A 26532-nucleotide genomic window follows, 5' to 3' on the forward strand; every position below is an offset into this window, starting at 1 on the left:
GGCAATGGGGCAATGAAGAGGACCGGCCCCCCGCGATTGGCGGGGGCCGGTCCTGCTTGTTTAGATGGATGGGGACCCATCCTGGGTCGGCAAGCGCCGGAGGATTGCCGCCGCCAGCCAGGCGGCCAACGCCATCTTGGCCACGTCCCAGGGCAGGAAAAGCAGACAACCCCGGATGATCGCCGCGCTCAGGGAGAGCGGGGCACCAACCACCTTGTTGAGGATTAGATAGAGGTAGGGGACACCGATGGCATAGGTGGCGGCCAGCCCGGCCAGCGCGGCGGCGAAGAGACGCCAAAACCCGGGCTTGGAAGGGCCGCGGCCGCGGCTGAGCGTGCCTGCCACATAGGCCCCGGCGGCCAAGCCCAGCAGGTAGCCGAAGGTCGGACTAACCACGTAGCCGACCCCGCCGCCGTTCGAGAACACGGGGACACCGACCAGGCCGGTGATAAGGTATCCGATCTGGGACGCCAGCCCGAGCCGCGGGCCGAGCAAGAGTCCCGACCACATGGCGAACAGAACCTGCAGGGTGAAGGGTACCGGCGGAACAGAAACGCGGATGAACGCCCCGGCGGCGGTCAAGGCCGCGAACAGCGCCGCCAGCACCAGGCGCTGGGTGCGGGTGGGCAAAGGGATCGCCTCCTGATAAACCACAAGGATCCCATTCATGATGGCCACCGCCCGCGAGAACACACAAGGTCGGATCCAGGCGGTGAGGAATCTGGACTCAGAAAGTCCAGCTTATCCGCTTAGGATCATACCCACAGGGTTTTCGCCAGTCAAACACTTTTTTTGGACCGGTGACCACCCGGAAGGCCGGGTCCGGCATGTCTGGGAGCCGCCCCAAATATGGATTACCGAGTCAGCGTCATTCCGGATGGAGGTGGACAGATGCGGGCGCGCGGGATTCGATCCGGCCTTGCCGCGGTGTTGTCCTTGGCCCTGATCGCCTCCGGGGCGATGGTGGCGGCGGCCGGTCCGGCGGCGGCCCTGAACGCGCCGACCGCGGCCATAGCCACGCTCGGGAAGAGCCTGGAGATCAAGGCGCCTTCGGCCATCCTTGTGGACGCCGGGAGCGGCCAAGTCCTCTTCGAGAAGAACAGCCATGAACGGCGGGCCATCGCCAGCATGACCAAGCTGATGGCCCTGGAGTTGGCTTTTGAGGCCATCGAAACCGGCAAGGTCTCCTTGCAGGACAAGGTATCCGCCAGTTCGGGGGCTTACCGGATGGGCGGTGCCCAGATCTGGCTGGCCCCGGGTGAGCAGATGCCCTTCGAAGACATCCTCCGGGCGGTGGCCATGCAATCGGCCAACGACGCCTCGGTGGTTGTCGCCGAGCACGTCGCCGGCAGCTTGGAGAGCTTCGTGGCGATGATGAACCAACGGGCCAAGGAACTGGGGATGCTGGACACCCACTACCAGAACCCGCATGGCATCGACGAGGCGGATCACTACAGCTCGGCCTTTGACCTGGCCGTCCTGGGCCGGGAGGCCGTGAGGCACTCGAAGCTCCTCGAGTTCACGTCGACCTGGGAGACCCGCATCCGGCCCGATCCGGTCAGCGGCAAGGGGCGGACCTGGCTGATCAACACCAACCGGTTACTGGTTCAAATGAAAGGGGTCGACGGGCTGAAGACCGGCTTTACCAACAACTCCGGCTACTGCCTCACGGCGACCCTCAAACGCGGCGACCTGCGGTTGATCTCAGTGGTCATGGGAGAGACCGAGGGCAAGCTCCGTTTCGATGAGTCGGCGAAGTTGCTCAGCTTTGGCTTCGCCAACTACTCCGGGGTGCCGGTCACCAAGAGCGGCGAGAAACTGGGCTCCGTCACCGTCCAGCGAGGCCTGGTGGAGAAGGTCGACGCGGTGGCCAAGGCCGACTTCTCGGTCGTCGTCCCGAAGGGCCAGGAGAGCGGCCTCAAGCGGGAGGTCCGACTGGCCAGGAGGGTGACCGCGCCCGTCCTCAAGGGTGCCCACCTAGGAACCTTGACCCTCACCCGTGACGGCCAGGAGGTCGGCCGGGTGGACCTGGTGGCGGCGGCCTCGGTCAAACGCATCGGTTACTTCCGGTTGATTGGCCGGTTGACCGTGATCCTGCTAAGGGGGGACTGACCGGACCCGCCAACCCCGGCTTGCCCGGTTCCCCAAACCCCGTCGCCCCGGCCTTGGCCGGGGTTCTCCTTTTTCTGGAAGGGTTTACCGGGCGCTCCGGCGAATGATAAGAAGCTGATGCGCGATGCGGGTTGACCAGGAGGTTCCCAGCAGTCCACACCTGGCCCGCGGCGGCACCGGTATCGTCCTGACTCCCTTCCTCGAGGGGATGAGGGCGGCCGGGGTGCCGATTGACGATGTCCTGGCGGCTCTGGGCAAGGATGGCGGCGACGGCGCTGCCGGGGGCGACCCCGCCCGCCGCGGCGAAGAAGACGGCGATCCACAGGTGGAGGTGCGTTGAAGCAAATGAAGATAGAGCAGGAAGTGCGCGGCCGGACCCTGATCATCCGGCTCGGCGGGGAGCTCGATGTGAAGACCGCCCCCGAGTTCCGGGAGACGACCGAGGCCGCCCTGGAGCGACATGCCCCCAACCATCTCCTCATCAACCTCGACGGGGTCTCCTTCATCGACAGCACCGGACTGGGGGCCATCCTCGGCCGTTACCGCCGGATCCAGCAGGGCGGGGGCCGGATGTCGCTGGTCGCCCCGTCCCCCAATGTCCGGCGGGTGATGGAGCTGTCCGGGATCTTCAAGATCATGCCCGCCTATCGCTCGGAAGAGCGGGCCCTCGAAGGGTAGGTGAGGGTGTTTGACCGAGCCCTTCAAGAACCACGTCAAACTCGAGATGGAGGCCCTGCCGGACAACGTCGCCCTGGCCCGGGTCACCGTCGCCTCCTTTGCCACTCAACTTGACTTCACCCTCGAAGAGGTCGAGGACATCCGGGTGGCCGTCTCCGAAGCGGTCACCAACGCCGTGGTCCACGCCTACGACGGCGGTCCGGGGACGGTGGTGATCGAGGCCGGCCACGATGGAGAGGCCTTGACCCTGACCATCCTCGATCACGGCCGCGGCATCCCCGACGTCGCCCTGGCGAGACAGCCGGCCTACACCACCGACCCCGAGCGGATGGGGCTCGGCTTCGCGATCATGGAGTCCTTCAGTGACGAGCTCGACGTGACCTCGGCCCCGGGCCGCGGGACCACGGTCCGGATGGTGAAGCGCCCACGGGCGGCCAGAGCGCATGGGGGGAACCCGGCCGATGCCCGGCCCGTCTGAGCCGAGCCTCCTCGACCGGGCCAAGAGCGGCGACGCGGGGGCCCGGGAGGCCTTCGTCCGCCAGAACCTCGGACTGGTCCACTGCGTCGTCAGGAGGTTCTGCCCGCGGGCTTCCCCGACCGAGGCCGAAGACGTCTTCCAAGCCGGCTGCCTCGGGCTTATGAAGGCCATCGAAGGCTTCGAGCCCAGCTTCGGCACGCAGTTCTCGACCTACGCCGTGCCGACCATCCTCGGCGAGATCCGCCGTCACCTGCGCGAGGGCGGGCCGCTGAAGATCAGCCGCTCGGTGCGGGACCTGACGACGCGGGTCCGGCGGGTGGCGGCGGAACTGATGGGCAAGTTCGGGCGCGAGCCGACGGTCGCCGAGATCGGCGAGGCCTTGGGTGAGAACCCCGAGGACATCGTCGCCGCGCTGGAGAGCCTGAACCCGGTGGCTTCGCTGGACGCCGCTTCGACCGATCGGGAGGACGACCGGACCCTTGGGGACAAATTGAGCTCCCCGGGGGCCGAGGACGAAGAGGCCTTCCTCGACCGCGTCGCCGTCCGCGAGGCCCTGACCCGCCTGCCCGAGAGGCAGCGGGAGATCGTCTACTGGCGCTTCTTCCGCGATCGCAGCCAGCAACAAGTGGCCGCGCTGGTCGGGCTGTCGCAGGCGCAGGTGTCGCGGCTCGAGCGGGACGCCTTTCGACAGATGCGGCAGCGGCTCGAGGCCTGAAGCGGGCGGACCCTGGTCCGCCGGGGTCCGATTCCGATGATTACCCGAGGGCGCCAATAGAGCCCGGCGGCCCGCCGGCGAAGGTCCGGCGGAAGCCCGCCGGGCCTGCTTTTTTGGGCTCTTGGTGGACGACGCCATTGCTGGCAGGCCGGACCAACGGCATAACGGCTTTACTGCCAGAGCATAATAAACCCACGTCAGGCAGCGGAGGGTATGAACCATGACCGTCCAACCCACCCCCAGGACCTCCCGGCTGATGACCGCCCTGGTCATCGTCAGCCTGATCCTCGTCGCCCTCCTTTGGGCGGCCGCCTACATCCGATCGGAGCCGAAGGTCCCGCGGCGGACCACCATCATCAGGCTCGACCGAAGCGTTTCCCATCGCGGCCTGGTCCGGCGGTTCGATTGACCCGCCGGTGGCATCGACATCACATGGACAGGGAGGCTGAGCGCAAGTGACTGTGGTGAAGGTATTGGAGCTCGTCGGGGAGTCCAAGAACAGCTGGCAGGAAGCGGCTTCGAACGCGGTGACCGAGGCCGCTCGGACGGTCGACCACATCACCGGGGTCGAGGTCATCAACTGGACCGCGGCTGTCAGCGGGCAGGAGATTAAGGATTACAAGGCCAACGTCAAGGTCGCCTTCGTGGTCGACGGGAACCGCCAGGGTCAGGGACAGAGTCAGGGACAGAGCCAGAGCCAGGGTCAGGGACAGAGTCAGGGCCAGGGACAGAGCCAGAGCCAGGGTCAGGGCCAGGGTCAGGGCCACAGCCCGAGCCAGAGATCGCCTTTCTGACGTCCGGTCCGGCACGACCGCATCATGACCACCGCAACGAAGGAACAACAAACCTCTTACACACGCCTGTTGAAGAAGCACCGGCCCAACCCGCCGGTGCTCCGCAATGCCCTGGCTGCCTTCATCACCGGTGGGGCCATCAGCGCCATCGGCCAAGTGGTGATGAGCTTCTTCCTCGGGCGCGGACTGCTGCCGGCGGAGGCGACCGTCTGGACCGCCGGGGCGATGATCTTCCTCGGCTCTCTGCTTACGGCCATCGGGGTCTATGACCTCATCGGGCGGTGGGGAGGGATGGGGGCGGCTTTGCCCATCACCGGATTCGCCAACGCCGTCGTCTCGCCGGCCATGGACTTCCGGCGGGAAGGATGGGTGCTCGGGCTGGGGGCCAAGATGTTTGTCATCGCCGGCCCGGTGATCGTCTTCGGCGTCGTCACGTCGGTCGTGGTCGGTTTGGCCCGCATCCTCCTGTGGGGAGTGCGCTGACGCGAAAATTCGGGGGGGTGACGGAAGACGGCTCCGAACCGGATCGGCCAGGGGACTCTGAGATTCCGGCGGCGCCCGGTGATCGTCGCCACGGCGGCCATCGCCGGGCCCGATGAGGGGAAGGGCCCTTTGGGCCCGGAGTTCGACGAGATCAAGAAAGACCGGCTTCTCGGGCTGGGGAGTTGGGAGAAGGCCGAGTCGCAGATGCTTCGGGAGGCCATCATCATGGCCATGTCCCGCGGCTCCTCCGACGAATGCCAGATCGACCTGCTGTTCGCCGGCGACCTCTTGAACCAGATCATCTCGGCCGACTTCTGCCTCCGCGAGTTCAGCACTCCTTTCATCGGCCTCTACGGGGCCTGCTCGACGATGGCGGAAAGCCTGATCATGGCGGCCATGGCCGTCGATGGCGGTTACGCCGACCGGGCCGTCGCCGCGACGTCCAGCCACTTCGACACGGCCGAGCGGCAGTTCCGCTACCCCATCGAGCACGGCAGTCAGCGGCATCCGACGACCCAGTGGACGGCCACCGGGGCCGGGGCGGTGGTGGTCGCCGCCTCCGGCCGGGGACCGGTGGTCGCCGCGGCGACGGTCGGCGTGGTCATCGACTACAAGCAGAAGAACATCAACGACATGGGCGGGGCGATGGCTCCCGCCGCCGCCGACACCATCATCAGGCACCTCCGGGCCACCGGGCGGCGGCCCGAGGATTACGACCTCATCGCCACCGGGGACCTGGCCGCCGTGGGCCATCCCGTGGCGGCGGAGCTGATCGAGCAGGCCGGCTTCCGCCTGGGCGACCGATTCAAGGACTGCGGCCTGATGCTCTATGACCGCAAGAAGCAGGACGTCCACGCCGGCGGCAGCGGGTGCGCCTGTTCGGCCCTGGTCTATTGCGGGCACATCCATAAGCGTCTCGAGCGAGGGGAAGCCAAGCGAGTCCTGCTGGTCGGGACGGGGGCGCTCTTCAGCCCGACTTCCACCCAGCAGGGAGAGTCCATCCCGAGCATCGCCCATGCGGTGGAGATCGAGGCGGGAGGCGAGGGAGGATGATGAAGGTAGTGATGGCCTTCGTCATCGGTGGCGGTCTCTGCGTCCTCGCTCAATTGGTCCTCGACCTCGGGCGGGTCACGCCCGCCCACGTCCTGGTCGGAGCGGTGGTCATCGGGGCCATTCTGAGCGGGTTCGGGCTCTACAGCCCGCTGGTCCACCTGGGCGGGGCCGGCGCCACCGTACCCCTCCTCGGTTTCGGGCATTCTCTGGTTCAGGGGGTCCTCCGGGATTTCACCCTCCGCGGCTGGCCGGGCCTCCTGACCGGCGGCTTTTCCGCCGCCGCGGTAGGTCTGTCGACGGTAATCATCCTGGCCACCCTGGCCGCCCTGGTGACCCGGCCGAAGCGGAAGTACTAGAGCACTGGCCCCGGCGAGGGTGGAGCCGGGGCGAAGGCGCTGTGGCACATGATTGAACTCGACCTATTCGGATTGCTCCTCACCGCGGTCGTCGTCGGCCCACGCCAGGCGCACCTGGTCGTCCTGGCGTCCTTGCTTCAGGAGGCCCTCCGCGTCCTGGCCGCCGTGGCTTTGCGCCACGACCTCCTGGCGGTGATGGCCGGCGGGGCCTTCGGGGCGACGGCGGCCGAAGGTCTCCCGCCCCTCGTCCTCGGGCTGGCCGGGCCGGCCCTGCTGGCCCTGGTGGCCCTGAACCTGGTCCACGGGCGGGAACGGCTGGCCGAGATCATCACCCCCTGGCGCGAGAGTGGTTATCCCTTCGCCGCGGTGGCCCTCCGACTGGCCGTCCTGACGGCGGCCATCGTCGTCTCCATCAGCCTCGGGGGTGGCGGACCCTGAACAAACACAATGAACCTTGGAGTGACATCATGGAACGGACGGACAAGCAGAAAGCGGGCAAGAAACGGGTCATCCTTGTCACCGACGGCGACCGGGTGGCCGAGAGGGTCATCGAGATGGCCGCCAAGAAGCTCGGGCTACGGACCATCTCGCGGTCCGGGGGCAACCCGACCCCGATCTCCGGCAAGGAGATCGTCGACCTGATCATGGAGGCGCCCAAGGACCCGGTCCTGGTGATGGTGGACGATCGTGGGAAGTCGGAGAAGTGGAAGGGCGAGCGCGCCCTGGAGCGCATCGCCAAGGACCCCAAGATCGAAGTCCTCGGAGTGGTCGCCATCGCCTCCCACACCCATGACGCCAACGGGAGCCACGTGGATGTGTCGGTGACCGCCAAAGGGGAATTGGTCGACGGGCCGGTCAATAAGGAGGGCGTGCCCGATGAGAAGCATGGGCGACTCAAAGGCGACACCGTCGACGTCCTCGAGGACCTGACCATCCCGGTCATCGTCGGCGAGGGCGACCCGGGGAAGCAGGACGGCGCCGACTGGCTCAGTAAGGGGGCCCCGCTGACGATGAAGGCCATCGAGGAGATCCTCCGACGGAACGACATCGAGGCCGAGGGCCTGTCGGGCCGGGTGGATCCGGGGGAACATTGATGGTGACGGACGTCGCCAGGCGGAGACCGATCCGCGTCGGCGTTCCAAGGGCCCTCCTCTACCACGAATACGCCGCCCTCTGGACGGCTTTCCTGGCCGGCCTCGGGCTGGAGGTGGTCGTCTCCGACCCGACGTCGAAGTCCATCGTCGACGCCGGGGTGAAGGAGGCGGTCGACGAGGCCTGCCTGCCGGTGAAGGTCTTCTACGGCCACGTCATCGACCTCCGCCGCAAGGGAGTCGATTACATCTTCCTGCCGCGGGTGGTCGCGGTCGAGCGGCGGGCCTACTCATGCCCGAAGCTCCTCGGGCTGCCCGACATGATCAGGCACACGGTCAAGCCATTGCCGCCGCTCATCGACGAGACCGTGAACGTGGCCAGGAAACCGCGGCAGATCTATGGCGCGCTGTGGCGGGCGACGGCGCCCTTCACCCGCAACCCGTGGACGTTGGCGAGGGCCTGGCGCCGGGCGCTGCGGGCCCACCGGGACTACCGGGAGCGGCTGTTGGCCGGTTGGATCCCGGGCGGGGGGAAGGCGGGGGACCGGGGGGGGACGGAGAGCCCGGGCGTCCACGACGGAGACCCCTCGGACCGCCTGACTATCGGCGTCCTCGGCCATCCCTACAACGTCTACGATCGCCACATCAGCCTCGACCTGCTCGGGAGGCTCGAACGGTGGGGGGTCAGGGTGGTCACGGCCGATTCCGTCCCGACCGAGGTGGCCAGGGCCGAGACGGACCGGTTGCCGAAGGACCTCTTCTGGTCGACGGGCCGGAAGATCCTCGGCTCGGGGCTGCACTACCTCAACAGCCGCTCGGTGGACGGGCTGATCCATCTGGTCTCCTTCGGCTGCGGGCCGGACTCGCTGGTCGGGGAGTTGGTCCAGCGGAAGGCGGCCCGCCTGGGGACGGTGCCTTTCCTCCTGCTCACCCTGGACGAGCATTCCGGCGAGGCCGGACTGGTGACCCGGATCGAGGCCTTCATGGACATGGTCAGGCAGCAGCGGAGGGCCGGCGGGGGGCCGGTCGGGGAGGGTGGGAACGTCGGATGAAGGTCACCTTTCCCCACATGGGCACTCTCTGGGTGGCCGCCAAGGCCATCCTCGAGGACCTCGACCTGGAGGTCGTCGTCCCGCCCAGGCCGACCACCCGGACGATGAACCTCGGGGTCAAGCACTCACCCGAATTCGCCTGCCTGCCGCTGAAGCTGTGCGTCGGCAACTACCTCGAAGCCTTTGAGCGCGGGGCCGACGCCATCGTCATGGCCGGCGGCATCGGTCCCTGCCGGTTCGGCTACTACGCCCAGGTCGAGCGGGAGATCCTCAACGACCTCGGGTACTCGTACCGGATGATCGTCCTCGAGCCGCCCAAGGGGCACCTCTCGGACCTTGTCAACGAGATCAAGGGCTTTACCGGCCAGCGTTCGCTGCGCCGGATCTATCAGGCCGCCCTGTTCGGCTATCGGAAGCTGGGGGCACTCGACGCCATCGAGCGTCGGACGAACCAAGTCCGGGTGGACGAGGCGGCCCGCGGGGGGACCGGCCACGCCGTACAGAAGGCGACGGCCCTCATCGACCGGGCGGCGTCGATGGACGATCTGAAAACGGCCCTCGCCCGAGGCCTTGAGGTCCTCGATCAGGTCCCGCGCAAGGAATCCGGCGACCCGCTCAAGATCGGCCTCGTCGGCGAGGTTTACATGCTCCTCGAACCCTACGTCAACCTCGATATCGAGCGACAGTTGGGGGAGATGGGCGTCCTCGTCGAGCGTCACGTCTACCTGACCGACTGGGTCCGCAGCCATCTGACGGCCGACTTCCTCCGGTTCGATCACGAGCGGGAGATGCGTCAGGCCGCCAAGCCCTACCTCGGGCACTGGGTCGGCGGGCACGGGGTGGAGACCATCGGGAATTCCGTCCTCTACGCCCGCCGGGGCTTCGACGGGGTCATTCAGGTGGCCCCGCTGACCTGCATGCCCGAGATCGTCGCCCGCAGCCTGCTGCCGGTGGTCAGCCAGGACCACGGGATCCCCTTCCTGTCGCTATTCCTCGACGAGCACGCCGGTGAGGCCGGCCTCCGCACCCGCCTGGAGGCCTTCGTCGACCTCCTCGAACGCCGGCGGGAGCAACGCCGGCGGCGGGCTTCAACCCTTTCTTTGGAGGTGGCCGGACATTCGCGGTAAGCCAGCCTACTTGGGAGTCGACGTCGGTTCGGTGAGCACGAACCTGGTCCTCCTGGACGAGGACGAGAAGGTCCTCGAGGCCCTTTACCTGAAGACCGGAGGGCAGCCGGTGAAGGCCGTCCAGGAAGGTCTGGCCCGGTTGAGTGAGGAGGCCGCCGGGGAGGTCCGAGTGGTCGGCGTCGGGGCGACCGGCAGTGGGCGCCAACTGACGGGGGTGGTGGTCGGGGCGGACATCGTCAAGAACGAGATCACCGCCCATGCCGTGGCCGCCCTGCAGCGTTTCCCGGGCGTGCGGACGATCCTCGAGATCGGCGGGCAGGATTCCAAGATCATCATCATCCGCCAGGGGGTGGTGGTCGACTTCGCCATGAACACCGTCTGCGCCGCCGGGACCGGCTCCTTCCTCGACCGGCAGGCGGCCAGGCTCGGGGTGGCCATCGAGGACTTCGGCGCCCTGGCCCTCCAGTCCGAGCACCCGGTGCGGATCGCCGGGCGCTGCGCCGTCTTCGCCGAGTCGGACATGGTCCACAAGCAGCAGATGGGCCACACCACCGAGGACATCACCCGCGGACTGTGCCAGGCTCTGGTTCGCAACTTCCTGAACAACGTGGCCAAGGGCAAGGAGATCCAGCCGCCGGTGGCCTTCCAGGGCGGGGTGGCGGCCAACGTCGGCATGCGTCAAGCTTTCGAGGAAGCGCTGGCGATGGAGGTGAACGTGCCGACGTACTTCGGGGTCATGGGGGCCATCGGAGCGGCCCTCCTGGCCAAGGAGGAGATGGCCAGGCGACCTCGACAGACGTGCTTCCGTGGCTTCGAGATGAGCCGGACGGACTTCCGCACCACCAGCTTCGAATGCGACGGCTGTCCAAACCACTGCGAAGTCATCGAGATCTACTTGAACGCCATCCTGGCCGCGCGTTGGGGCGGTCGATGCGACCGCTGGGATCAGCTCGAGCGAAGCCACTTGGTCGCCGGTGGAAAACAGCTATTGACGTCACTCTGAGCAGGCGTTATCATTGACGCAAGGCTGAGTGGGACAAGTCGGATTGCTTCGGCGCGGTCGCGACCCTTGCGACGACGGCTCAGCGAATGACTTGACCGGTCGGTTTCGGCCGGTTTTTCATTTTACCGAACAAACAGGCGGGGGGAGAACGTTGAGGAAGACCGAGGTTCTGGCCAAGAAGCGGATCGGTACGTCCCCCGAGGACGACCGGCCGCCCAGTCGACGGAACGGACCCGCTGACGTCTTTCTGCTGCCCGGCCAGACGGTCGGGGAGAACGGGCACCTTCATCTCGGCGGTTGTGACGCGGTCGAACTGGCCCGCAAGTACGGGACCCCGCTGTATGTCATGGATGAGGCCGTCATCAGGGAGCGCTGCCGCGAGTATACCTCCGCCTGCCGACGCCACTATCCCGAGGATCCGGGTATCCTTCCGGCCTATGCCAGCAAAGCCTTCTTGAACATGACCATGGCCCGGATCGCCGCCCAGGAAGGCCTCGGGCTTGACGTCGTTTCCGGGGGCGAGCTGCACACGGCCGTCGAGGCCGGTTTTCCGACCGATCGGATCGTCTTCCACGGCAACAACAAGACCCCGGCCGAGCTGAAGCTCGGGATCGAGGTCCAAGTGGGCCGCTTCATCGTCGACAACCTTGAGGAACTCGAGCTCCTCGAAAGCCTGGCGGCCGGGAGCCGGGGCGCGGTTAAGCCCAAGGTGCTCCTGCGGGTGACCCCCGGGGTCCAGGCCCACACCCACGATTATGTCAACACCGGCATCGAGGACTCCAAGTTCGGGTTCACCCTCCGCGGCGAGCAGGCCCTCCGGGCGGCCGCCCGGGCCGCGTCCTCGGCGAACCTGGTCCTGACCGGATTCGCCGCCCACATCGGCTCGCAGATCCTCGAGACTGAGCCGATGGGCATGGTCGGACGGGTGATGGTCGAATTCGCCGCCGAGGTTCGGCGGAGGATCGGCTTTGTCGCCAGCGAACTCGACCTGGGAGGTGGCCTCGGGGTTCGTTATGTGCCAACCGACGACCCACCGTCGATGGACGACTTCATCGGGATGGCCGCCACCACTGTCCGACAGGAGGCCGAACGACTCGGCCTGCCGTTGCCCGGACTGATCTTCGAGGTCGGACGGGCGATGGTCGCCGAGGCCGGCACGACCCTCTACACCGTCGGCGGCGTCAAGCACATCCCCGGTATCCGCACCTACGCCTCGGTCGACGGGGGCATGACCGACAACCCGAGATTGGCTCTGTATGGGTCGAAGTACATGGCCGTCCTGGCCGACCGGGCGGATCGAGCTCACCATCGGACCTACGCCATCGCCGGCCGCAACTGCGAATCCGGGGACATGCTCATCTGGCGGGCCAAGCTGCCGACCCTCAAGGCCGGCGACACGTTGGCCGTCCTGTGCACCGGCGCCTACAACTACTCGATGGCCAGCAACTATAACCGGGTCCCCATCCTGCCGGTCGTGCTGGTCCACGACGGCCAGGCCGACCTCATCGTCAAGGGGCAGACCTGGGCCGATATGACCGCCAACGACCTCCTTCCGGCGCGCTTTGCCGAGCGCAACCTGCGGTTCGCCTCGGCGGGGGCGGCCGGACGTCGGGCTGGGGCCGATTGAGCAGGGAGTTTGTCGACTACTACGCGGCTCTTGCGACGCGCTTTCTTCAGTCTGGAGGTGTCGTCCCGGCGGTTCGCGTTTTGACTTTGCGTCGGCAATCGGGTAAAATGAGCTACAGCGGTTGTGTTGGGCGGTTGGCTCAGTGGTAGAGCGCTTGACTCACATTCAAGAGGTCGCTGGTTCGATCCCAGTACCGCCCACAAGCAGAGAAGCCGCGCTACGGAGGGGTTTCCGGGCGCGGCTTCTTCGTTCCTCGGGCCATGTGGGAAGGGGTCGGACACGAAATTGCACACGCTTTATCCCTTCGGCTTGCCGACCCGCGACAGCACTATGTCTTCGACCCTTGCCGCCGCGTCCGTCTGCATCGACTTCAGCGCCTTTGGTCAAAGACAGGATGTCCTCGAGAACCACATCCATCACGGCAACGGCGTACCAAAAAAGCGAAGGCCGCGATAAGGACGAGCAGCAAGATGAGTGCTGTCAATCTGGCGACCCCTTTCTGCTCTTAACGCTTTACCATCCTACCGCTCCATGAAATCCCTGAGGTATTCCGCGATCCGGTCCAAACCGGTCTCAACCAGCGCCTTCCCCATTTCCGGGGCGGCCTTGGTCGCGTCGCCAAGGGCCCCGTTTTCCGTGCCCTCGTCGAAGAAGCGCGCCTCCGCCACCCACGGCCACTTGTCTATCCGCTCCTGCACCGCCCCGACGATCTTGCCCGGCGTCAGGGCGTCTTTCCTTATCGCCCGCGGGTAGAGGTGCAGCATCACGGACATCTCCCCCTCGCAGGAGTGCCCGTTGACGGGGGACTTGACGTGCTGGTCGTAGACGTCGGAGACCGCGTCGTACGGGACGGTCGCCCAGGCCGCCAGGCACCCCAGCTCGTGCCTGACCCGGTTGTTGATGATGGTGAGAGCGGCCGTGTTGCCGCCATGTCCGTTGGCGAAGAAGAACCGCCGAATGCCGTGGGCTTGGAGCGACCGGACCATGTCCATCAGCACGGCGACGAGGGTCTCCGGCTGGAGCGTGATCGTCCCCGGGAACCGCATGTGGTGGCTGGACACGCCGATGGGGATCGCCGGGGTCACCAGGGCGTGAGGGAAGAGCCTCTCCCCGAGCAGCTTGGAGAACTCCCTCGACCCGGCCGTGTCCATCTCGAAGGTGGCGTGCGGCCCGTGCTGCTCGGTCGAGTCGACCGGGATGATGGCCAGCTTTACCTGGGGCAACGCCTCCTTAACCTCAGGCCAGGTCAGGTCGTGCAGGTATAGGCACTTTCCGACTTCGGACATCAGAGCCACTCCTCAATTTACCGATTGGCCACCACGAGGGCCCCATTTCCAGGTGACGACCGGGATTTCCTGCCCCTGGAACCAGCACGGAGGGGTGAGCGTCTAAGACTCTAGACACTCCCTCAGGAGGTTTGGATGAGACGGTTCGCCCTACTCGTCGCCGCGTTCCTGGCTGTCTCCTTAGCCCTAGCAGGCTGCGGTTCTCGCCTTCCCCTTCAAGAGAACGCCGACCGGGTCCTCCTGGTGGATGAGACCTACGGCTGGCTCCTGACCGGTGAGACCGCCCAGGATTTCCTCCGGTTGCTCCGTTCGGCCGAGGCCGGGCGGGTGAAAGACCCGCCGCTCCTTACCAACTATTCAGTGCGCCTGGTCATCGCCGACGGGTTCGGCGGCCCAGGCCAGGTCATCCTGTACGACGCGGCCCACAAACTCATCTCGTACAAGGGACTGACCTACCGACTGTCTCAGGAGTTGCCTCGCCCTCAGCCGCAGGACGGCGTTCATTTCTTCGCGGTGGGGAGCTACGGTTTGAACGCGTTGGCCAACGCATGGGTCGCGGTGAAGGCCAAGGACAAAGGGGCGGTTATCGGCCTCGACGGCCTCTACGCCGGCGCCAAGGTCCTGCTCGTGAGCATGGGGGAACAGACCACCGCCGGCTATACGGTGGACCTCATGAACGCCCATTACGATCAGGGCACCTGGCGGTTACTGCTCGAATACCGCAGGCTGCCGGAAGACGCCGCCACTGATGGCGTCAGGCCCATCCCGACCTTCGTCGCCACCTTCGACGGGACGGAGAAGGTTGAGGTCTACGAGGTGGGGGAGGCCGGCGGCCAACCCAAGCTCGTCGGCATGCCAATCGAGGAGGAGAAGGTTCAGCCCCCGAAACCTCCTAACGTCGTGGAGCTCACAGGTATCTGCCGAAACCTCATCGACGAGTACCTGCGAGACCTCAAGTCCGCCGCAGTGGATGAGAGCCGCCGCCTGATAGACTACCGCATCGACACGGTCAAGTTCGAGTATGAATGGCCGGCCACCGGGCGGCTGACCTTCTACGTCGAGTTCTCCGTCCTGCCGGCCAACAAGAGCGGCTGGATGGCCGGGAACGGCCAGGAAGGACCCGACGGTTGGATCCTGAAAAAGACCTTCTTTGTAGACATGGAGGGCGCCGGCACCGACTATCACATCACGGGCATGGGCACGAGCCCATGACGGAGCGCCCCTCATGCAACACAGCAATGGCCCGGCAGAACTTGCTGCCGGGCCGTTGTCTTCCTGTCACGCTAGCCTTGACCGATGGTGGGATTCGCCTACGTGTACTTCTTTAGGACCTCATCAGGCAGATAGATGACGTACTTGCACAGCATGTCGCCGCTCAGGACCGACTGCGTGACCTCGCCGTCAAGCTCCCGGCCCCTTTGGATCAGATTGCGGAGGCGCATCGCCATCTTGAAGGAGGACACACGAAGAGCAAGATCGTCGTGGAAATCCTGAGGGGTAATCGCGAGTCGCCAACGCCAGACCTTTGAAGCCATGGCCGAGAGCCATGGCTTCTTTGCGCTTCCGTATGGCTGTTCCACGGTCAATCCGAAAGCGAAAAGGCCCCCAAAGGCTTATCCTCGTAAGTAGAGCGAAGCGTCTTGCCGTCTATGGTCATCTCCCATTGCACTAACACGATGCGGCTCGCGTGTTTGGCTGGGATCATGGCCCTAGCGATGCCACCTTCCACTACGGCGTCGACAGTGAACGTTCCTGTCGCGCCTTCGCGGAGGGGCGTGTAAATGAACCGGACGTTCGTTGCCCCCTCTGGTATGGAGACTTGAAACGGGAGTGGGGCCGAGAAAGGCTCGCTGGGATAATCCAGCTGCCAGGTCGTAAGGAGAAGCCCTTCGGATAGGTCGGGGAGTGGTTCCAACCCACCTTTCCCAGGATCGCTCAGTTCAAGGATCTCGACATCGGCCTTCTTCGGAAATACCATGGCCAGTTTGCCTGTGTCTCTTTGCCAAAAGAAGCGCCAGGAAACGTCGGGAAGCCCTTTGAGGCCGGCGAGGTTCCAGGACTTCGCGACAGAGACTTTCCACTTATCGCCGTCCACGCTTAGCCCAACAAGGTGATAGCTAAAGGGTGCGGATCTCCCCGGGTTCAGCACCAGGACCTTGGCGTCCCTTCCCCAGAGCAGTTCCTGACTCGGCTGATCGCTATAGTAGAGGGCTGTCGCCGTATTGCCGGCATCCCCGGAGATGCGATTGAGATTAGTCTCGACCGTGGTTCCACCCTTGACTGGTGAGCGCAGCTCATAGACCCGTTTGTTGTCGGACAGGAGGTTCTGCGCCGGGTCATAAACGAAGGTGGCCTTCGGAATCAGACTGTCACCCACAAACAAGCTGATGGTCCCAAGGAGCGGCTGGTCTGGTACTGTCTTCTTTATAGAGCTGGCTCTGCGCAGCAAGGAAATGACGTCGGCCGCCTCTTGGCCGCCCATGACCGTGACCCTATCGGCCAAGACCACCATGACCCTGTCGACTTTCCCAGGGATTTCAGGCCCAGCCGAGCAGCTCATCAAGAAGGCTGTCAGGACACTGACGATCGCAATGAGGATTCCACGTCTCATTCGTCTTCCTCCATCGGTCAGCTTCGTCGAGGGTGGTCAGACGCACCTTCACCTGAACTAGACGAGGAACAAAGGAAACGGGTTCCATCATCATCTGTGTCCCGTGCACCCTCAATGTCTCCTCGGGGTCAGTTTGGATGTCGTCTTACAGTCGTGAAAGAACTCGATCAGCCCGTGGTCCAGCGTGGTATACTCATTCAGCACCTCGGAGTAGAAAGACGTCCCGAGAACGCGGTGGGAATTCGCGTAGCCTTTGAACGGGGATCCGTTGGTCGCTCCCGCTTCGACGAGGGCCCCTTGGGCGTCCACGGGAGCATAGTGGGGGTAGAAGTCGGCGATCTGGTGGGCGAGCCACCCACAGGCGACCGCCAGCTCCCTCGGCGAGTGGACTTGACCCGCTTTCGTGGACAACCCTACACTTGGGGTGTAGAGAAGTCCAGAAAGGGTGGGGTCCATGCCAAGAAGCCATCCCCCGTATCCCGCTGAGTTCCGGGCCCAAGCTGTTGAACTGGTACGGACGAGCGGCAAGTCGATCCTGGAGGTCGCGAGAGAACTGGGGATCTCGGGCGAGGGGCTGCGTCGATGGGTGCGCCAGGCCGAAGCCGATGCCGGTCGTGGCCGGCCGGGCGACCTGACCACCGACGAGAAGGCCGAGCTGCACCGCCTGCGTCGGGAGATCAAGGTGCTGCGCGAAGAGCGCGAGATCCTAAAAAAAGCCGCGGCCTTCTTCGTGGGGGAGAGCGAGACCCGGTGAGCCGGTACCGGTTCATCGAGGTGGAGAAGGCGGATCATGCGGTTTCGCTCATGTGCCGTGTACTGACGGTCTCACGGGCCGGATACTACGCCTGGCGGCAGCGTGGTCTGTCACATCGGGCCCGGAAGGACTCGGCCTTGATGGAGCGAATCCGCTCCATCCACCGGGCCAGCCGAGGGACCTACGGGGCGCCCAGGGTGCGCGCCGAGCTTGCCATGGAAGGCGTGGCCACCTCGCGGAAGCGTATCGCCCGGCTGATGCGGGCGAGCGGTCTCAGCGGCGTCCGCCGCCCACGGCGCCGGGTACGGACGACGATCGTCAACCCCGCCGCGCCGGTCGCCGCCAACCTGGTGGCCCAGAACTTCGTGGCCGAGGCTCCAAACCAGCTCTGGTTCGGAGACATCACCTATGTGCCGACCCAACAGGGCTGGCTGTACCTGGCGACGCTCATGGACTGCTACGCGCGGCGCATCGTAGGCTGGTCGATGGCCGACCACCTGCGCACGGAGCTCGCCCTGAGCGCTCTGGACATGGCCATACGGCGTCGCCGCCCTCGGCCAGGCGAACTGGTGCACCACACCGACCGTGGCTGCCAGTACACTTCGTCGGTCTACCAGGCGGCCCTGGCCGGCGCCGGGATCACCGCCTCGATGAGCCGGAAGGGCGAATGCCTTGACAACGCGGTGGCGGAGAGCTTCTTCGCGACGCTCAAGGCGGAGCTGATTGAGAGGCGGACCTGGCGGACGCGGGCCGAGGCGACGCAGGCGGTCTTCGAATGGGTCGAGGTCTTCTACAACCGCCAGCGGCTACATTCCGGCCTCGGCTACTCATCCCCCACGGAATACGAAGAACGGGTTCGAGCAGAGAAGGTAGCGTAAGAAGAACCAAGCGCAAATCTGTCTACGAAACCGGGGCAAGACCAGCGGCCTCCCCAGCCTCCCCTGTGGTGTGGAGGCTTATTTCATGCCCAAGAGGCCCGCCCAACTCTCGGTGGCCGCCACCTCCAAAAAAGAGAAGCCCTCCGGACAGAGTCTCGGAGGGCACATGTCAACAGTCTGAAGGCTGATGATCCGGAGGATCATCAGCCTTCAGGCTGCTATCTCCGTGCCCCTACTGTGTCTTCTCGCGGGGGGCGGGTCATCTCCGGCAGCTACGAACCCGTTGCCGCACGAATCATGTCGACAAATAGCTAACAAAATAAGCCAACAATAGGGAGGAAATGGTGCGAGGTGGAAGAAGCCCCCAATTGGCGAGGAAGCGACAGCCTATGACAGAAAGAGTCTCTTCCACGACTCTCAGGGAGGTGATGCCACGACAATCTTTAGTGTTGGATAGTTGCTCCGGAACGACCCCATGAACAACGAAGCATATTTCTAGTGCTGAAGGGAGGTGCCCCGACAAGACGGATTGAGCTCTTTGAGCGGAATGCTGTGAAGGAGGTATTCGACTTGAGAGCGAAAAGGCTGCTGGGTCTCCTCATTGCTGTCCTGTTGATTGCCTTTGCGGCAACGCCCGCAAGCGCCTATTACTATACCGGCATACACTGGCCGTATGTCCAGCACCAGAAAACACTGATCTACTATAACCCGTACCCTCAAGGCCAGCCGGCCGTAGTCACCGAGATAAACAGCGCAGCTAACTCGTGGAACGGGGCCGGCGCAAACTTCCAGTTTGTCATCCAGGCGGGCGGCCCGAACTCATGGGGGGCTGCTTCTTTGGATCCCCAGACGGGAGCCGAAACACAGTACTGGTACGACATTAACAATATCGTCCTGCAGGCAATAACAAACTTCAACACCAACGTGACCTACTCTACCAATGGCGCTCCCAACACTCTCGACATTCAGTCTGTTGCCGTACATGAGTTTGGCCACTGGCTTGTCCTTGGCCATGCTTCAGCAACAGACGCTGTGATGCTTCCCACAATCGGATTGGGCGTCATCAGGCGCCAACTTACCTCCGACGACGTCCTCGGGGCAAAGGCCGCCTACCCGCAGAATCCGCCCATGCCTTAGGTGACAAAGGAGGGATCCTGCAATGAGAAAAGCGCTGTTGGTCGCGGCGGTATTGGTGCTAATCGTTTCCGCTCTGGCCGGGCAAGCGTTCTGGAGCAACTCAACGGTGTCTGAACAGGGGGGCCCGCCCTCGGCCTTTGTCAGCGTCAGCAGTCTGAGGCTGGATCTCAGCATCCCGCAGTACGTGTCCTACGCGGACGCAATAGTCCGAGGGAGGGTGACCGGAATTGGACCCGGCTCATGGAACACCCCCGACGGGCATAAACCGAGCTCTCCCGACCCCTTGGCGGCGATCTCGGCTCCGGTTCATCTGAAAGTGACGGCCGTGCTCAAGGGGAACGTGGGCGTCGGCAATGATCTCACCTTCGCCCAGATGGGCGGCACGGCGGACGGTGTAACACAGGTCTTTGCCGATGAGCCGACGTTTAACGTCGGCGAGGACGTGATCGTATTTCTGCGCCCCTCAGCCAAGAAGGTCGGCCTGATTGACATCAGCGGTAAGTTTGTCATTGGTCAGGACGGCTCTGCCAGGAACAGCGTAACCAATAGTGTCTTCCGCATGGAGGACCTGGTGAAGCAGGTACAGGCCGCCACAAAGTGAGACAATCAGCGCAGGCCATCAGTCAAGGACTTACGGAATTCTCGCTGAGTTGCCTCTCCACGGCGGCAATGGGAGCCCTTTAAGAGGGCTGGCCGTCTGATGCAGTAGGCCAAGGCCAAAGTGCCAAAAGCTCGAAAGAGAGCTCCCGTTTCATCTGGTCACGCCTCTGAACGCCTCAAACCAGAAAGCTTTGACATCCCTGAACATTGCTACCTTGAGTAGCCCGCCCTCCCGAACCGGGAAGGCGGGCTTCGTTATTGTGAGGGGTTGACGCTCCTTCGTTGTCAAAGGAGGGGTTCCTCGTGCTGAAAGCCTTGTCGCGCCTCTTCGACATCCCGTTCCCGAAACCCGCCCGGCGCGTCTTCTGGAGCGTCGTCGCGGCGGCCCTGGGCGTCTCCGCATGGGCATTCAGGGGCTTCCATTTCCGCTACGTCCCCGCCATCCTGTTCTGGGGGATCCTGGCCGGCTACTTCGACGCCACGGTCGACTCCGACGGCAAGGTGACCTGGGGGGGCGGCGGCGCCATCTACACCTTCGTCCTTGTCACCTACCCGCCAGCGGTGACCGCCGGCGTCACCATCCTCGGCAACCTCATCGTCCAGCACCACCTGGTGCCCCACCGGACGCCCGTCCGCTCTTTGGTCAAGCGGGTCTATAACGTCAGTCAGCTGCTCGTCTGCACGACCGTCGCCAGGTTGTTCTTCACGGCCTTTGGTGACCGTTCCCCCTGGGCTTTTCCACTTCGGACGAGAACTGGAAATCCACAGCATGCACTCATTCAGGACCCAGACCAAACGAGGGGGGACAAATGTAACTTAGCAGGCATCAAAAACGCGTCTTGACAATGGGGTCCACTTGGAAAAGCCAGTCCGGCAAGGGTTTGCCGGACTGGCTTTTTTGTGTCCCTTAATGGGTCGCCTCTCGACGTCAGGAACCGGTCAGGAACCCGCGCTAGCCGACCTTGTGGGCGGCGTATACTTGTTCCTCACAGGAAGGTGCAGGAACTGCCAGTGGCCCTTGTCTTTTCCGACCGACTGCGGGTTATTGCCGAGCGAATGGCCGCCTGAAAGGCCTACGTCACCGACCGATCCGATCACTCCTCGCCCGGCGGCGAAGCCGGCGGCGGATCGGTCGCTCCGTCGTCGGAGACGGGCTGCATCAGCTTGCGGACGAGGACGAGAAGGAATAGGAGGAGGCGTTCCCGCGGCTGGCGAGGGTCAAGGCCGGTGAGATTCCGGATCCGGTCAAGCCGGGCGCGGAGGGTGTTCCGGTGGACAAACAGCTGCTCAGCGCTTTCCTTGGTGTGCCCTCCCGAGTCGAGGAAGACCCTCAGGGTGTGATAGAGGTCGTCGGGGTTGTCGACGACCGGCCCGAGGACCCGATCGATGACTTCGCGAGTCTCGGGCCGCTCCCGCAAGTCCCAGAGAAGGCGATAGGGAGCCAGCTCATCGATGCTGACGACTCGGCCGGGATCGAGGAAAACCTCGCTGAGCCGAAGGGCTTGCTCCGCCAAGGAGAAGGAGTACGCGAACTCCTTGGGTCCCAGGGACATCCGGCCGACGCCGAAGATCACCCGGCGCTGCATCACGGGGCTCAAAGGGGTCATGGCCCGGCTCAGCACCGCCACGGCGTCAAGCGCCCGCTGCCGTGCGCCGGCCGCCGGCAGGAGCCCGAAAAGCAGGCTGCCGCGACGGCCGATGACGGCCCTGGGCTCCACAGCCAATATGTGCTTCTCGACCTCGGCCGCGTCCCGAAGCAGCTCGGTGTCCGACGCTTTGCCCCCTTGCGGCCCTCCCGCGGCGTCCGCGGGGAACTCGAGAATCCGGCCGACGAAGGCGGTGTGTGGCGAGCCGATGCTCCAGCCGTAGTAGCGGCCGGTGACTTCGATATCCGCCGCGGCCTGCCGTTCCCCCGAAAGCAGCTCAAAAAGGAAGGCGTCACGCCTTTCGCGGTAACCCTCGCTCTCCGCATATCGGTTCCCCAAGGCCAGGACGGCCGCTGCCCCAGCGACCTGGACGAGGCCATCCCGCGACAGCGGGACGGTCCCTTCTCGCACCAGGATGAACGAGGGCGGTTGGCCGTGGTTGACGACGGGAACGACGACGGTGGATCCCGCCGACGTCTGGACCCGGGAACCGCCCCAATTCTCTCCGGCGATCGGGGCACTGAAGACTCCCTCGCTATCACCGGCCGAGATCCTCGCGGCCGCCTGGCTAACCTCTTCCTTGCTGAAGGCGGCTCCCGGCACCCCTCGGGGGGTGCTCTGGAAGAGGATCGTCTCCATCGTCGAGTTGACCATGGCGACCGGTCGACTGATGTCCGCGGCCAGGTCGCGGAGGAGTTCCGAAGGCGAGGCCCCCGCCAGGAGAAGGTTGACGAACCGCTCCCGGACCCGGTGGGTCAAGTCCAGGAACTTCGTTTCCTGTCGCCCCAGCCGATGCAGCACGCAGTCAATGACTTTCGACCATCCCCAGTCGCTCGGGACCTCGAGCAGCGGCAGGCCGACCTCATCGGCGGCCTTCACGGTCGCCTCTGACAGGCCCTGCGGGAAGTGGCTTAGCTTAATTCCGAGGGCCGCCGCTCCGCGGGCGGCCACAGACCTGACCAGCTCGACATCCGAAATCTGGTTGACGAGGAAGAAACCGCTACCCAGGACCAGTTCTCCGCCCTTCAGCCAATTGCCGATGTAGGGCGTGTCCATGACGGTGACCGCCCGGATCGGGCGGTCGATTGCCTGGATGCCTGCCAGTAGCTTCAGTCCCTCGAGTTCCGGTTCGCCGAGAAGGGAACGGATCGTCAGTTCTTCGATTGGCTCACTATGCATAGTCGCCACCGCCGAGTCATGAAAGTTAGCTCTAGCTGCACTCAAGCACTCCGGACGGGTCTTTCATCGCGCGTGGGCGGGAGAACACCCTGATGACCATTATGCCACCAAATGGGACGCCATTGCACTGTCCACTTTGCACAGATAGCGGTCGAAATCAGTGTGCCCCCTTTCGACCAGTTCAGAACTACAATTACTTCTGGACGGCCGAACGGTCGGAACAAAGACCAAGGTCCTTGGGGGAGTGCCTATCGAGGTGATAGTGTCGATTGGAACTGGTCGGTTGAGTCGGCTGATGACACAGACGTGGTCGCCGCAAAGTCCGCAGGACTCGACAGAAAGCGAAAGCCCCCAATCATGACGAGGAGGCGAACCCAGTCATCATGTCATCCCAAATCAAGGAACCTGGTCTGCAACGATCGATCTCCTTTTTTGGCCTCATCGCCCTCGGCTTAGGCGGTATCTGGGGTACCTCGTGGTTGCTCGTTTCCAGCACCTGGATGAGCGTTGGCGGCGGCGTCGTCAACGCACTTTTGGCTTGGGTCCTGGTCCTTTTCCTGGAGCTGCCGCTGGTCCTGGCCTATCGCCAGGCCGTACCGATGTTCCCGCAGGCGGAGGGCGAGATGTCTTACTCGGCCGCCGCTTTTGGCCAACTGGCCGGCTTCATCGCAGGCTGGTTCGGCATCCTTGTGAACATGATTGTCTGCGCCTATGAAGTCGTGTCCATCGTCCGGATGGTCGAATTCCTTCAGCCCTCGGTCACCAAGTGGTACTGGTACAAGATAATGGGCTCGCCAGTCGGCATCATCACCATCGCCATCGGATTGGCCCTCGTGATCGGGATCACAGTCCTCCACTACCGGGGGGTCAGGCTGTCCTCAACGTTCCAGAACATCACCAGCACGACCCTGATGATCCTGGTGGGCGTCGGGGTTATCCTTGCCTTCAGCATGGGGACCTTCAAGAACTTCCAGCCCCTCTTCGGCAAACCGGCCTGGGTGGGGATCATTGCCGTGGCGACGATGCTGCCGTTCTCCCTTGCCGGGTGGGAGACCATCGCCAAGGGAGCCGAGGAAGCTAAGGAAAAGGGCAGCAGCGCCGGCCGGACCGTGCCCATCGCCTGGTCCGTCGGCTGGATCGCCTACACGCTGTCACTGATCGCTACCGGCCTGGTCATGTCCTGGCAAGCCGGCGCGGAGGCCGACATTCCCTTCGCCACCGGGCTGAACACGTTGACCGGCACCAACCTTCCCGGGATCCTGTTGATCGTTACCGCCATCATCGGTGTCGTCGGTGTCTACAACGCCCTGTTCTACGGGGTCACCCGGCAGATGTTCGGCATGGCCCGGCGCGGGCTGCTGCCGGCCGGCCTGGCCAAGGTGCACCCGAAGTACGGGACGCCGGTCAACGCCATCCTCCTGACAACGGCGGTCATGGTCATCTCGCCGTTCATCGGCCGCAAGTTCCTGATCCCGCTCGTTGACGCGGCGTCGTTCGCCTACATCATCCTTTGGGGCGGCACCTTCCTCAGCATTGAAGTGCTGCGGAGGAAGCTCGCGGCCAAGGGCCAATTGGTGCCGGCTTCCGGCGGCATCGTCGTCCGACTCCTGGGCTACATCTCGATAGTCTTCTTCATGGTCGCGATGCTGTACCCGAAGAGCCCCGGGGCTCTGATCTGGCCGCTTGAACATATCATCCTGGCCGGCCTGGTCGTTCTAGGACTGGTCCTGTACTCCCTTAGGAGCAACAAGACCCTTGACATTGCTGGGGCAGACTGAGGAGTGAGCGCCGACCAGGCACTGACCCGCCTGCCCTGACGGCAAGCCTACACCAGCCGGCAACACCACCATACGGGAGGTAAGGCAAGTGAAGACTATCTCACTCCGCGGTCGCGATTTCATCACCCTCATGGACTTCAGCCGTGAGGAAATCGAGACCATCCTGGACACGGCCAAACAGCTCAAGCTTGATCGGGCCAATGGCATCCACAAGCACACGCTTCAGGACAAGACCATCTTCCTGCTCTTCTACAACCGGTCGCTGCGTACCCGGAACAGCTTCGAGGCCGGGATCATGCAGCTCGGTGGGCATGGACACTACCTCGACTCGGACAAGGTCTACACCCCGGCCATCGAGGGCATGGAGAAGGCCTTCGTGACCGAGCGTGTATGCGACGTGGCCCGGGTCCTCAGCCGCATGGGCGAGGCCATCGCCATCCGCATTTTCGGTGACCCGGTCGGCTGGAAGCACGGCGCGGGCAACGAGTACATCCGCGAGTTCGCCAAGTGGGCCGACATCCCCGTCATCAACATGGAAGACGACCGGTTCCACCCCTGCCAGGGCATGGCCGACCTGCTCACCATGCAAGAGAAGTGGGGCAGCCTGGCCGGACGCAAGGTCGTCGTGTCTTGGGCCTACTCTCCCAGCAAGAAGAAGCCTGTCTCCGTGCCGCACAGCCTCATGGTCGGCTGCAGCCTCCTCGGGGCGAACGTGGTCTTTGCCCACCCGAAGGGCTTCGAGTTGGAGCCCGGCGTCATCGCCCGGGCCAAGGAAAACGCCGCCCGCTACGGCGGCTCGTTCGAGGAAACCACCGACATGCGGGAAGCCTTCCGCAAGGCCGACGCGGTCTACCCGAAGAGCTGGCCGAGCCTCGAGTTCCTGCCGCCGGTCGTCGCCAAGCCCGACTTCGAGGGCATGGATAAGCTCTTTGAGCCCAACCGCGACTGGAAGGTCGACGAGAAGATGATGAGCCTCGCCAAGCGGGACTGCCTCTATATGCACTGCCTGCCGGCCGACCGCGGCTACGAGGTCACCGACGCCGTCATGGACGGTCCGAACTCGGTTATCTTCGATGAGGCCGAGAACCGGATGCACGCCCAGAAGGCGATCATGTCCCTGACCATGCGGTAACAAGCGCCACCCGCTCAACAAATTCACGAGAGGAGCGAGGATTCTATGGCTCAGTACAACTCGCACGGCAAGCTCCGCCGGGTTCTCCTCTGCCCGCCCACGTACTACAAGGAACTGCCGATCAGTGAGATCGCCCACCGCAGCATGGATGAGGGCGACCCGGTCAAGATTGACGTCGCCAAGAAGATGCACGAGGAACTGGTTCAGGCCCTTACCGAGGCCGGCGTGGCCATCGAATGGGAGAAGGCCATCGAGGATCATTGCTGGCAGGTTTATACCCGGGACTTCGGCGCGAGCACCCCAGGTGGTCCGCTTATCGGGAAGTTCAAGTATGAGCAGCGTTGGGGCGATGAGGAAGCGGCCATCGAGGCCTTCAACCGCATCGGCGTCAAGGTGCCCGGTCGCGTGACCAGGGGCGCCGTCGAGGGCGGCGACTCATGGCAAATCGACGAGCACACGCTGGTCATCGGCTCGGGCAACCGCTCCACCCTGCGCGGCATCGAGAACGCCGCCGAGATCATGAAGCCCTTCGACGTCGAGGTTATGCCGGTCGAGTTCCTGGCCAAGTGGAACCACCTCGACATGATCTTCTCCGTGGTGGCCGACAAGCTCGCCATCATCTGCGAAGAGGGCGTTCCCCCGACGTTCACCAAGTGGCTGGCCAACCACGGCTGGAGGACCATCGCCGTGCCCCTGGGGGAAGTCCTCAAGACCGGCTGCAACGTCCTCGCCCTTGGCGACGGAAAGGTCCTCTCCTTTGAGGAGAACAAGATCGTCAACGACATGCTGAGGGCGGAAGGCTTCACCCTCTATACCCCGCACCTGCGCGAGTTCACCAAGATGGGCGGGGGCCCGCACTGCCTGACCTTCGAGATCGAGCGCGATCGGTAAGTCAAAATGCCCCGGTGGACCGGCGGCTGGTGAGAGATCAGCACCCGGAACCGGGGAGAATAGTGGCGAAA

Annotated in this window: 30 protein-coding genes and 1 tRNA gene; 25 read left to right on the forward strand and 6 right to left on the reverse strand. The window is 64.4% G+C overall.

The window, feature by feature from the left end; translation table 11 throughout:
* Positions 1–60: 60 nt before the first annotated feature.
* Entirely contained in the window at positions 61–669 is a 609-nt protein-coding gene (locus VGL40_14915; GenBank protein HEY3316553.1) for a biotin transporter BioY, read from the reverse strand.
* Positions 670–891: 222 nt separating this feature from the next.
* On the opposite strand from VGL40_14915, the gene VGL40_14920 reads away from it, so the two are divergent.
* The 17 genes from VGL40_14920 (at position 892) to VGL40_15000 (ending at position 12769) form a co-directional block, all read left to right on the forward strand.
* Positions 892–2112, forward strand: a complete 1221-nt coding sequence (locus VGL40_14920) for a D-alanyl-D-alanine carboxypeptidase family protein (GenBank protein HEY3316554.1) — start codon at positions 892–894, stop codon at positions 2110–2112.
* A 124-nt stretch (positions 2113–2236) separates the two neighbouring features.
* A complete protein-coding gene (locus VGL40_14925; GenBank protein ID HEY3316555.1) occupies positions 2237–2452 on the forward strand; it encodes a hypothetical protein in 216 nt (71 codons plus the stop codon).
* A gap of 5 nt (positions 2453–2457) precedes the next feature.
* On the forward strand, positions 2458–2790 hold the full coding sequence (gene spoIIAA / locus VGL40_14930; protein ID HEY3316556.1) for an anti-sigma F factor antagonist: 333 nt from the start codon (positions 2458–2460) through the stop codon (positions 2788–2790).
* 10 nt (positions 2791–2800) lie between these two features.
* A complete protein-coding gene (spoIIAB, locus tag VGL40_14935) occupies positions 2801–3268 on the forward strand; it encodes an anti-sigma F factor (GenBank protein HEY3316557.1) in 468 nt (155 codons plus the stop codon).
* Positions 3252–3983, forward strand: a complete 732-nt coding sequence (locus VGL40_14940; protein HEY3316558.1) for a sigma-70 family RNA polymerase sigma factor — start codon at positions 3252–3254, stop codon at positions 3981–3983. The genes spoIIAB and VGL40_14940 overlap by 17 nt, the downstream gene beginning before the upstream one ends.
* A 220-nt stretch (positions 3984–4203) precedes the next feature.
* Entirely contained in the window at positions 4204–4392 is a 189-nt protein-coding gene (locus VGL40_14945) for a hypothetical protein (GenBank protein HEY3316559.1), read from the forward strand.
* A gap of 46 nt (positions 4393–4438) precedes the next feature.
* Positions 4439–4777, forward strand: a complete 339-nt coding sequence (locus VGL40_14950; protein ID HEY3316560.1) for a dodecin family protein — start codon at positions 4439–4441, stop codon at positions 4775–4777.
* A 24-nt stretch (positions 4778–4801) separates the two neighbouring features.
* Positions 4802–5260 carry a SpoVA/SpoVAEb family sporulation membrane protein gene (locus tag VGL40_14955; protein HEY3316561.1) on the forward strand — a complete coding sequence of 153 codons (459 nt, stop codon included), beginning with the start codon at positions 4802–4804 and terminating at the stop codon, positions 5258–5260.
* Between the two features lie 42 nt (positions 5261–5302).
* Entirely contained in the window at positions 5303–6313 is a 1011-nt protein-coding gene (gene spoVAD / locus VGL40_14960) for a stage V sporulation protein AD (GenBank protein HEY3316562.1), read from the forward strand.
* Positions 6310–6669 (forward strand): SpoVA/SpoVAEb family sporulation membrane protein, encoded by a 360-nt coding sequence (locus VGL40_14965; GenBank protein ID HEY3316563.1) that lies wholly within the window; start codon positions 6310–6312, stop codon positions 6667–6669. The genes spoVAD and VGL40_14965 overlap by 4 nt, the downstream gene beginning before the upstream one ends.
* A 48-nt stretch (positions 6670–6717) precedes the next feature.
* On the forward strand, positions 6718–7107 hold the full coding sequence (locus VGL40_14970; protein ID HEY3316564.1) for a hypothetical protein: 390 nt from the start codon (positions 6718–6720) through the stop codon (positions 7105–7107).
* 29 nt (positions 7108–7136) lie between these two features.
* Positions 7137–7763: a stage V sporulation protein AE gene (locus VGL40_14975; protein HEY3316565.1), complete on the forward strand. Its 627-nt coding sequence runs from the start codon at positions 7137–7139 to the stop codon at positions 7761–7763.
* Positions 7763–8812, forward strand: a complete 1050-nt coding sequence (locus VGL40_14980; GenBank protein HEY3316566.1) for an acyl-CoA dehydratase activase-related protein — start codon at positions 7763–7765, stop codon at positions 8810–8812. Before VGL40_14975 ends, VGL40_14980 begins: the two co-directional genes overlap by 1 nt.
* The gene (locus VGL40_14985; protein HEY3316567.1) at positions 8809–9939 is read left to right on the forward strand and encodes a CoA protein activase; all 1131 of its coding nucleotides are present in this window, start codon (positions 8809–8811) and stop codon (positions 9937–9939) included. The genes VGL40_14980 and VGL40_14985 overlap by 4 nt, the downstream gene beginning before the upstream one ends.
* Entirely contained in the window at positions 9929–10942 is a 1014-nt protein-coding gene (locus VGL40_14990; GenBank protein HEY3316568.1) for an acyl-CoA dehydratase activase, read from the forward strand. The genes VGL40_14985 and VGL40_14990 overlap by 11 nt, the downstream gene beginning before the upstream one ends.
* 151 nt (positions 10943–11093) lie before the next feature.
* A complete protein-coding gene (lysA, locus tag VGL40_14995) occupies positions 11094–12569 on the forward strand; it encodes a diaminopimelate decarboxylase (protein HEY3316569.1) in 1476 nt (491 codons plus the stop codon).
* 128 nt (positions 12570–12697) lie between these two features.
* A tRNA-Val gene (locus tag VGL40_15000) sits at positions 12698–12769 on the forward strand.
* A 321-nt stretch (positions 12770–13090) separates the two neighbouring features.
* Here VGL40_15000 and VGL40_15005 read toward each other — a convergent pair.
* Positions 13091–13855: a creatininase family protein gene (locus tag VGL40_15005; protein ID HEY3316570.1), complete on the reverse strand. Its 765-nt coding sequence runs from the start codon at positions 13853–13855 to the stop codon at positions 13091–13093.
* Between the two features lie 135 nt (positions 13856–13990).
* On the opposite strand from VGL40_15005, the gene VGL40_15010 reads away from it, so the two are divergent.
* Positions 13991–15067, forward strand: coding sequence for a hypothetical protein (locus VGL40_15010; GenBank protein HEY3316571.1), 1077 nt, complete (start codon positions 13991–13993; stop codon positions 15065–15067).
* A 98-nt stretch (positions 15068–15165) separates the two neighbouring features.
* On the opposite strand, the gene VGL40_15015 is transcribed toward VGL40_15010, so the two are convergent.
* The 3 genes from VGL40_15015 to VGL40_15025 all read right to left on the reverse strand — a co-directional run bounded on the left by VGL40_15015 (position 15166) and on the right by VGL40_15025 (position 16877).
* Entirely contained in the window at positions 15166–15318 is a 153-nt protein-coding gene (locus VGL40_15015) for a hypothetical protein (GenBank protein ID HEY3316572.1), read from the reverse strand.
* Between the two features lie 119 nt (positions 15319–15437).
* Positions 15438–16466 carry a hypothetical protein gene (locus tag VGL40_15020; protein HEY3316573.1) on the reverse strand — a complete coding sequence of 343 codons (1029 nt, stop codon included), beginning with the start codon at positions 16464–16466 and terminating at the stop codon, positions 15438–15440.
* 111 nt (positions 16467–16577) lie between these two features.
* Positions 16578–16877 carry a hypothetical protein gene (locus VGL40_15025; GenBank protein HEY3316574.1) on the reverse strand — a complete coding sequence of 100 codons (300 nt, stop codon included), beginning with the start codon at positions 16875–16877 and terminating at the stop codon, positions 16578–16580.
* A gap of 43 nt (positions 16878–16920) precedes the next feature.
* On the opposite strand from VGL40_15025, the gene VGL40_15030 reads away from it, so the two are divergent.
* From VGL40_15030 to VGL40_15045, 4 genes are all read left to right on the forward strand, one after another.
* A protein-coding gene (locus tag VGL40_15030; protein ID HEY3316575.1) for an IS3 family transposase occupies positions 16921–18098 on the forward strand; the annotation gives its coding sequence in 2 pieces (ribosomal slippage) (positions 16921–17185 and positions 17185–18098; 1179 coding nt in all).
* A 570-nt stretch (positions 18099–18668) separates the two neighbouring features.
* Positions 18669–19235, forward strand: coding sequence for a matrixin family metalloprotease (locus VGL40_15035; GenBank protein ID HEY3316576.1), 567 nt, complete (start codon positions 18669–18671; stop codon positions 19233–19235).
* A 22-nt stretch (positions 19236–19257) separates the two neighbouring features.
* The gene (locus tag VGL40_15040) at positions 19258–19836 is read left to right on the forward strand and encodes a hypothetical protein (GenBank protein ID HEY3316577.1); all 579 of its coding nucleotides are present in this window, start codon (positions 19258–19260) and stop codon (positions 19834–19836) included.
* Positions 19837–20138: 302 nt separating this feature from the next.
* On the forward strand, positions 20139–20678 hold the full coding sequence (locus VGL40_15045) for a hypothetical protein (protein HEY3316578.1): 540 nt from the start codon (positions 20139–20141) through the stop codon (positions 20676–20678).
* 251 nt (positions 20679–20929) lie between these two features.
* Here VGL40_15045 and VGL40_15050 read toward each other — a convergent pair whose 3' ends face one another.
* Positions 20930–22660, reverse strand: coding sequence for a PucR family transcriptional regulator ligand-binding domain-containing protein (locus VGL40_15050; GenBank protein HEY3316579.1), 1731 nt, complete (start codon positions 22658–22660; stop codon positions 20930–20932).
* Positions 22661–23043: 383 nt separating this feature from the next.
* On the opposite strand from VGL40_15050, the gene VGL40_15055 reads away from it, so the two are divergent.
* From VGL40_15055 to VGL40_15065, 3 genes are all read left to right on the forward strand, one after another.
* Positions 23044–24438 (forward strand): APC family permease, encoded by a 1395-nt coding sequence (locus tag VGL40_15055; protein HEY3316580.1) that lies wholly within the window; start codon positions 23044–23046, stop codon positions 24436–24438.
* 88 nt (positions 24439–24526) lie between these two features.
* The gene (locus VGL40_15060) at positions 24527–25570 is read left to right on the forward strand and encodes an ornithine carbamoyltransferase (protein HEY3316581.1); all 1044 of its coding nucleotides are present in this window, start codon (positions 24527–24529) and stop codon (positions 25568–25570) included.
* Positions 25571–25615: 45 nt separating this feature from the next.
* The gene (locus VGL40_15065) at positions 25616–26461 is read left to right on the forward strand and encodes an arginine deiminase family protein (protein HEY3316582.1); all 846 of its coding nucleotides are present in this window, start codon (positions 25616–25618) and stop codon (positions 26459–26461) included.
* The last annotated feature ends 71 nt before the right edge of the window (positions 26462–26532 follow it).

Source organism: Bacillota bacterium, from assembly GCA_036504675.1.
Lineage (GTDB): Bacteria > Bacillota > Sulfobacillia > JAJYWN01 > JAJZPE01 > DASXUT01.

Coding starts and splice junctions, on each gene's coding strand:
- VGL40_15020 (HEY3316573.1), bottom strand. CDS start 16,466: ATGAGACGTGGAATCCTCATTGCGATCGTCAGTGTCCTGACAGCCTTC.
- VGL40_14940 (HEY3316558.1), top strand. CDS start 3,252: ATGCCCGGCCCGTCTGAGCCGAGCCTCCTCGACCGGGCCAAGAGCGGC.
- VGL40_15055 (HEY3316580.1), top strand. CDS start 23,044: ATGTCATCCCAAATCAAGGAACCTGGTCTGCAACGATCGATCTCCTTT.
- VGL40_14970 (HEY3316564.1), top strand. CDS start 6,718: ATGATTGAACTCGACCTATTCGGATTGCTCCTCACCGCGGTCGTCGTC.
- spoIIAA (HEY3316556.1), top strand. CDS start 2,458: ATGAAGATAGAGCAGGAAGTGCGCGGCCGGACCCTGATCATCCGGCTC.
- VGL40_15010 (HEY3316571.1), top strand. CDS start 13,991: ATGAGACGGTTCGCCCTACTCGTCGCCGCGTTCCTGGCTGTCTCCTTA.
- VGL40_14915 (HEY3316553.1), bottom strand. CDS start 669: ATGAATGGGATCCTTGTGGTTTATCAGGAGGCGATCCCTTTGCCCACC.
- VGL40_14925 (HEY3316555.1), top strand. CDS start 2,237: ATGCGGGTTGACCAGGAGGTTCCCAGCAGTCCACACCTGGCCCGCGGC.
- VGL40_14920 (HEY3316554.1), top strand. CDS start 892: ATGCGGGCGCGCGGGATTCGATCCGGCCTTGCCGCGGTGTTGTCCTTG.
- VGL40_15040 (HEY3316577.1), top strand. CDS start 19,258: ATGAGAAAAGCGCTGTTGGTCGCGGCGGTATTGGTGCTAATCGTTTCC.
- VGL40_14980 (HEY3316566.1), top strand. CDS start 7,763: ATGGTGACGGACGTCGCCAGGCGGAGACCGATCCGCGTCGGCGTTCCA.
- VGL40_14965 (HEY3316563.1), top strand. CDS start 6,310: ATGATGAAGGTAGTGATGGCCTTCGTCATCGGTGGCGGTCTCTGCGTC.
- VGL40_15050 (HEY3316579.1), bottom strand. CDS start 22,660: ATGCATAGTGAGCCAATCGAAGAACTGACGATCCGTTCCCTTCTCGGC.
- VGL40_15005 (HEY3316570.1), bottom strand. CDS start 13,855: ATGTCCGAAGTCGGAAAGTGCCTATACCTGCACGACCTGACCTGGCCT.
- VGL40_14985 (HEY3316567.1), top strand. CDS start 8,809: ATGAAGGTCACCTTTCCCCACATGGGCACTCTCTGGGTGGCCGCCAAG.
- VGL40_15065 (HEY3316582.1), top strand. CDS start 25,616: ATGGCTCAGTACAACTCGCACGGCAAGCTCCGCCGGGTTCTCCTCTGC.
- VGL40_14975 (HEY3316565.1), top strand. CDS start 7,137: ATGGAACGGACGGACAAGCAGAAAGCGGGCAAGAAACGGGTCATCCTT.
- VGL40_14955 (HEY3316561.1), top strand. CDS start 4,802: ATGACCACCGCAACGAAGGAACAACAAACCTCTTACACACGCCTGTTG.
- VGL40_14945 (HEY3316559.1), top strand. CDS start 4,204: ATGACCGTCCAACCCACCCCCAGGACCTCCCGGCTGATGACCGCCCTG.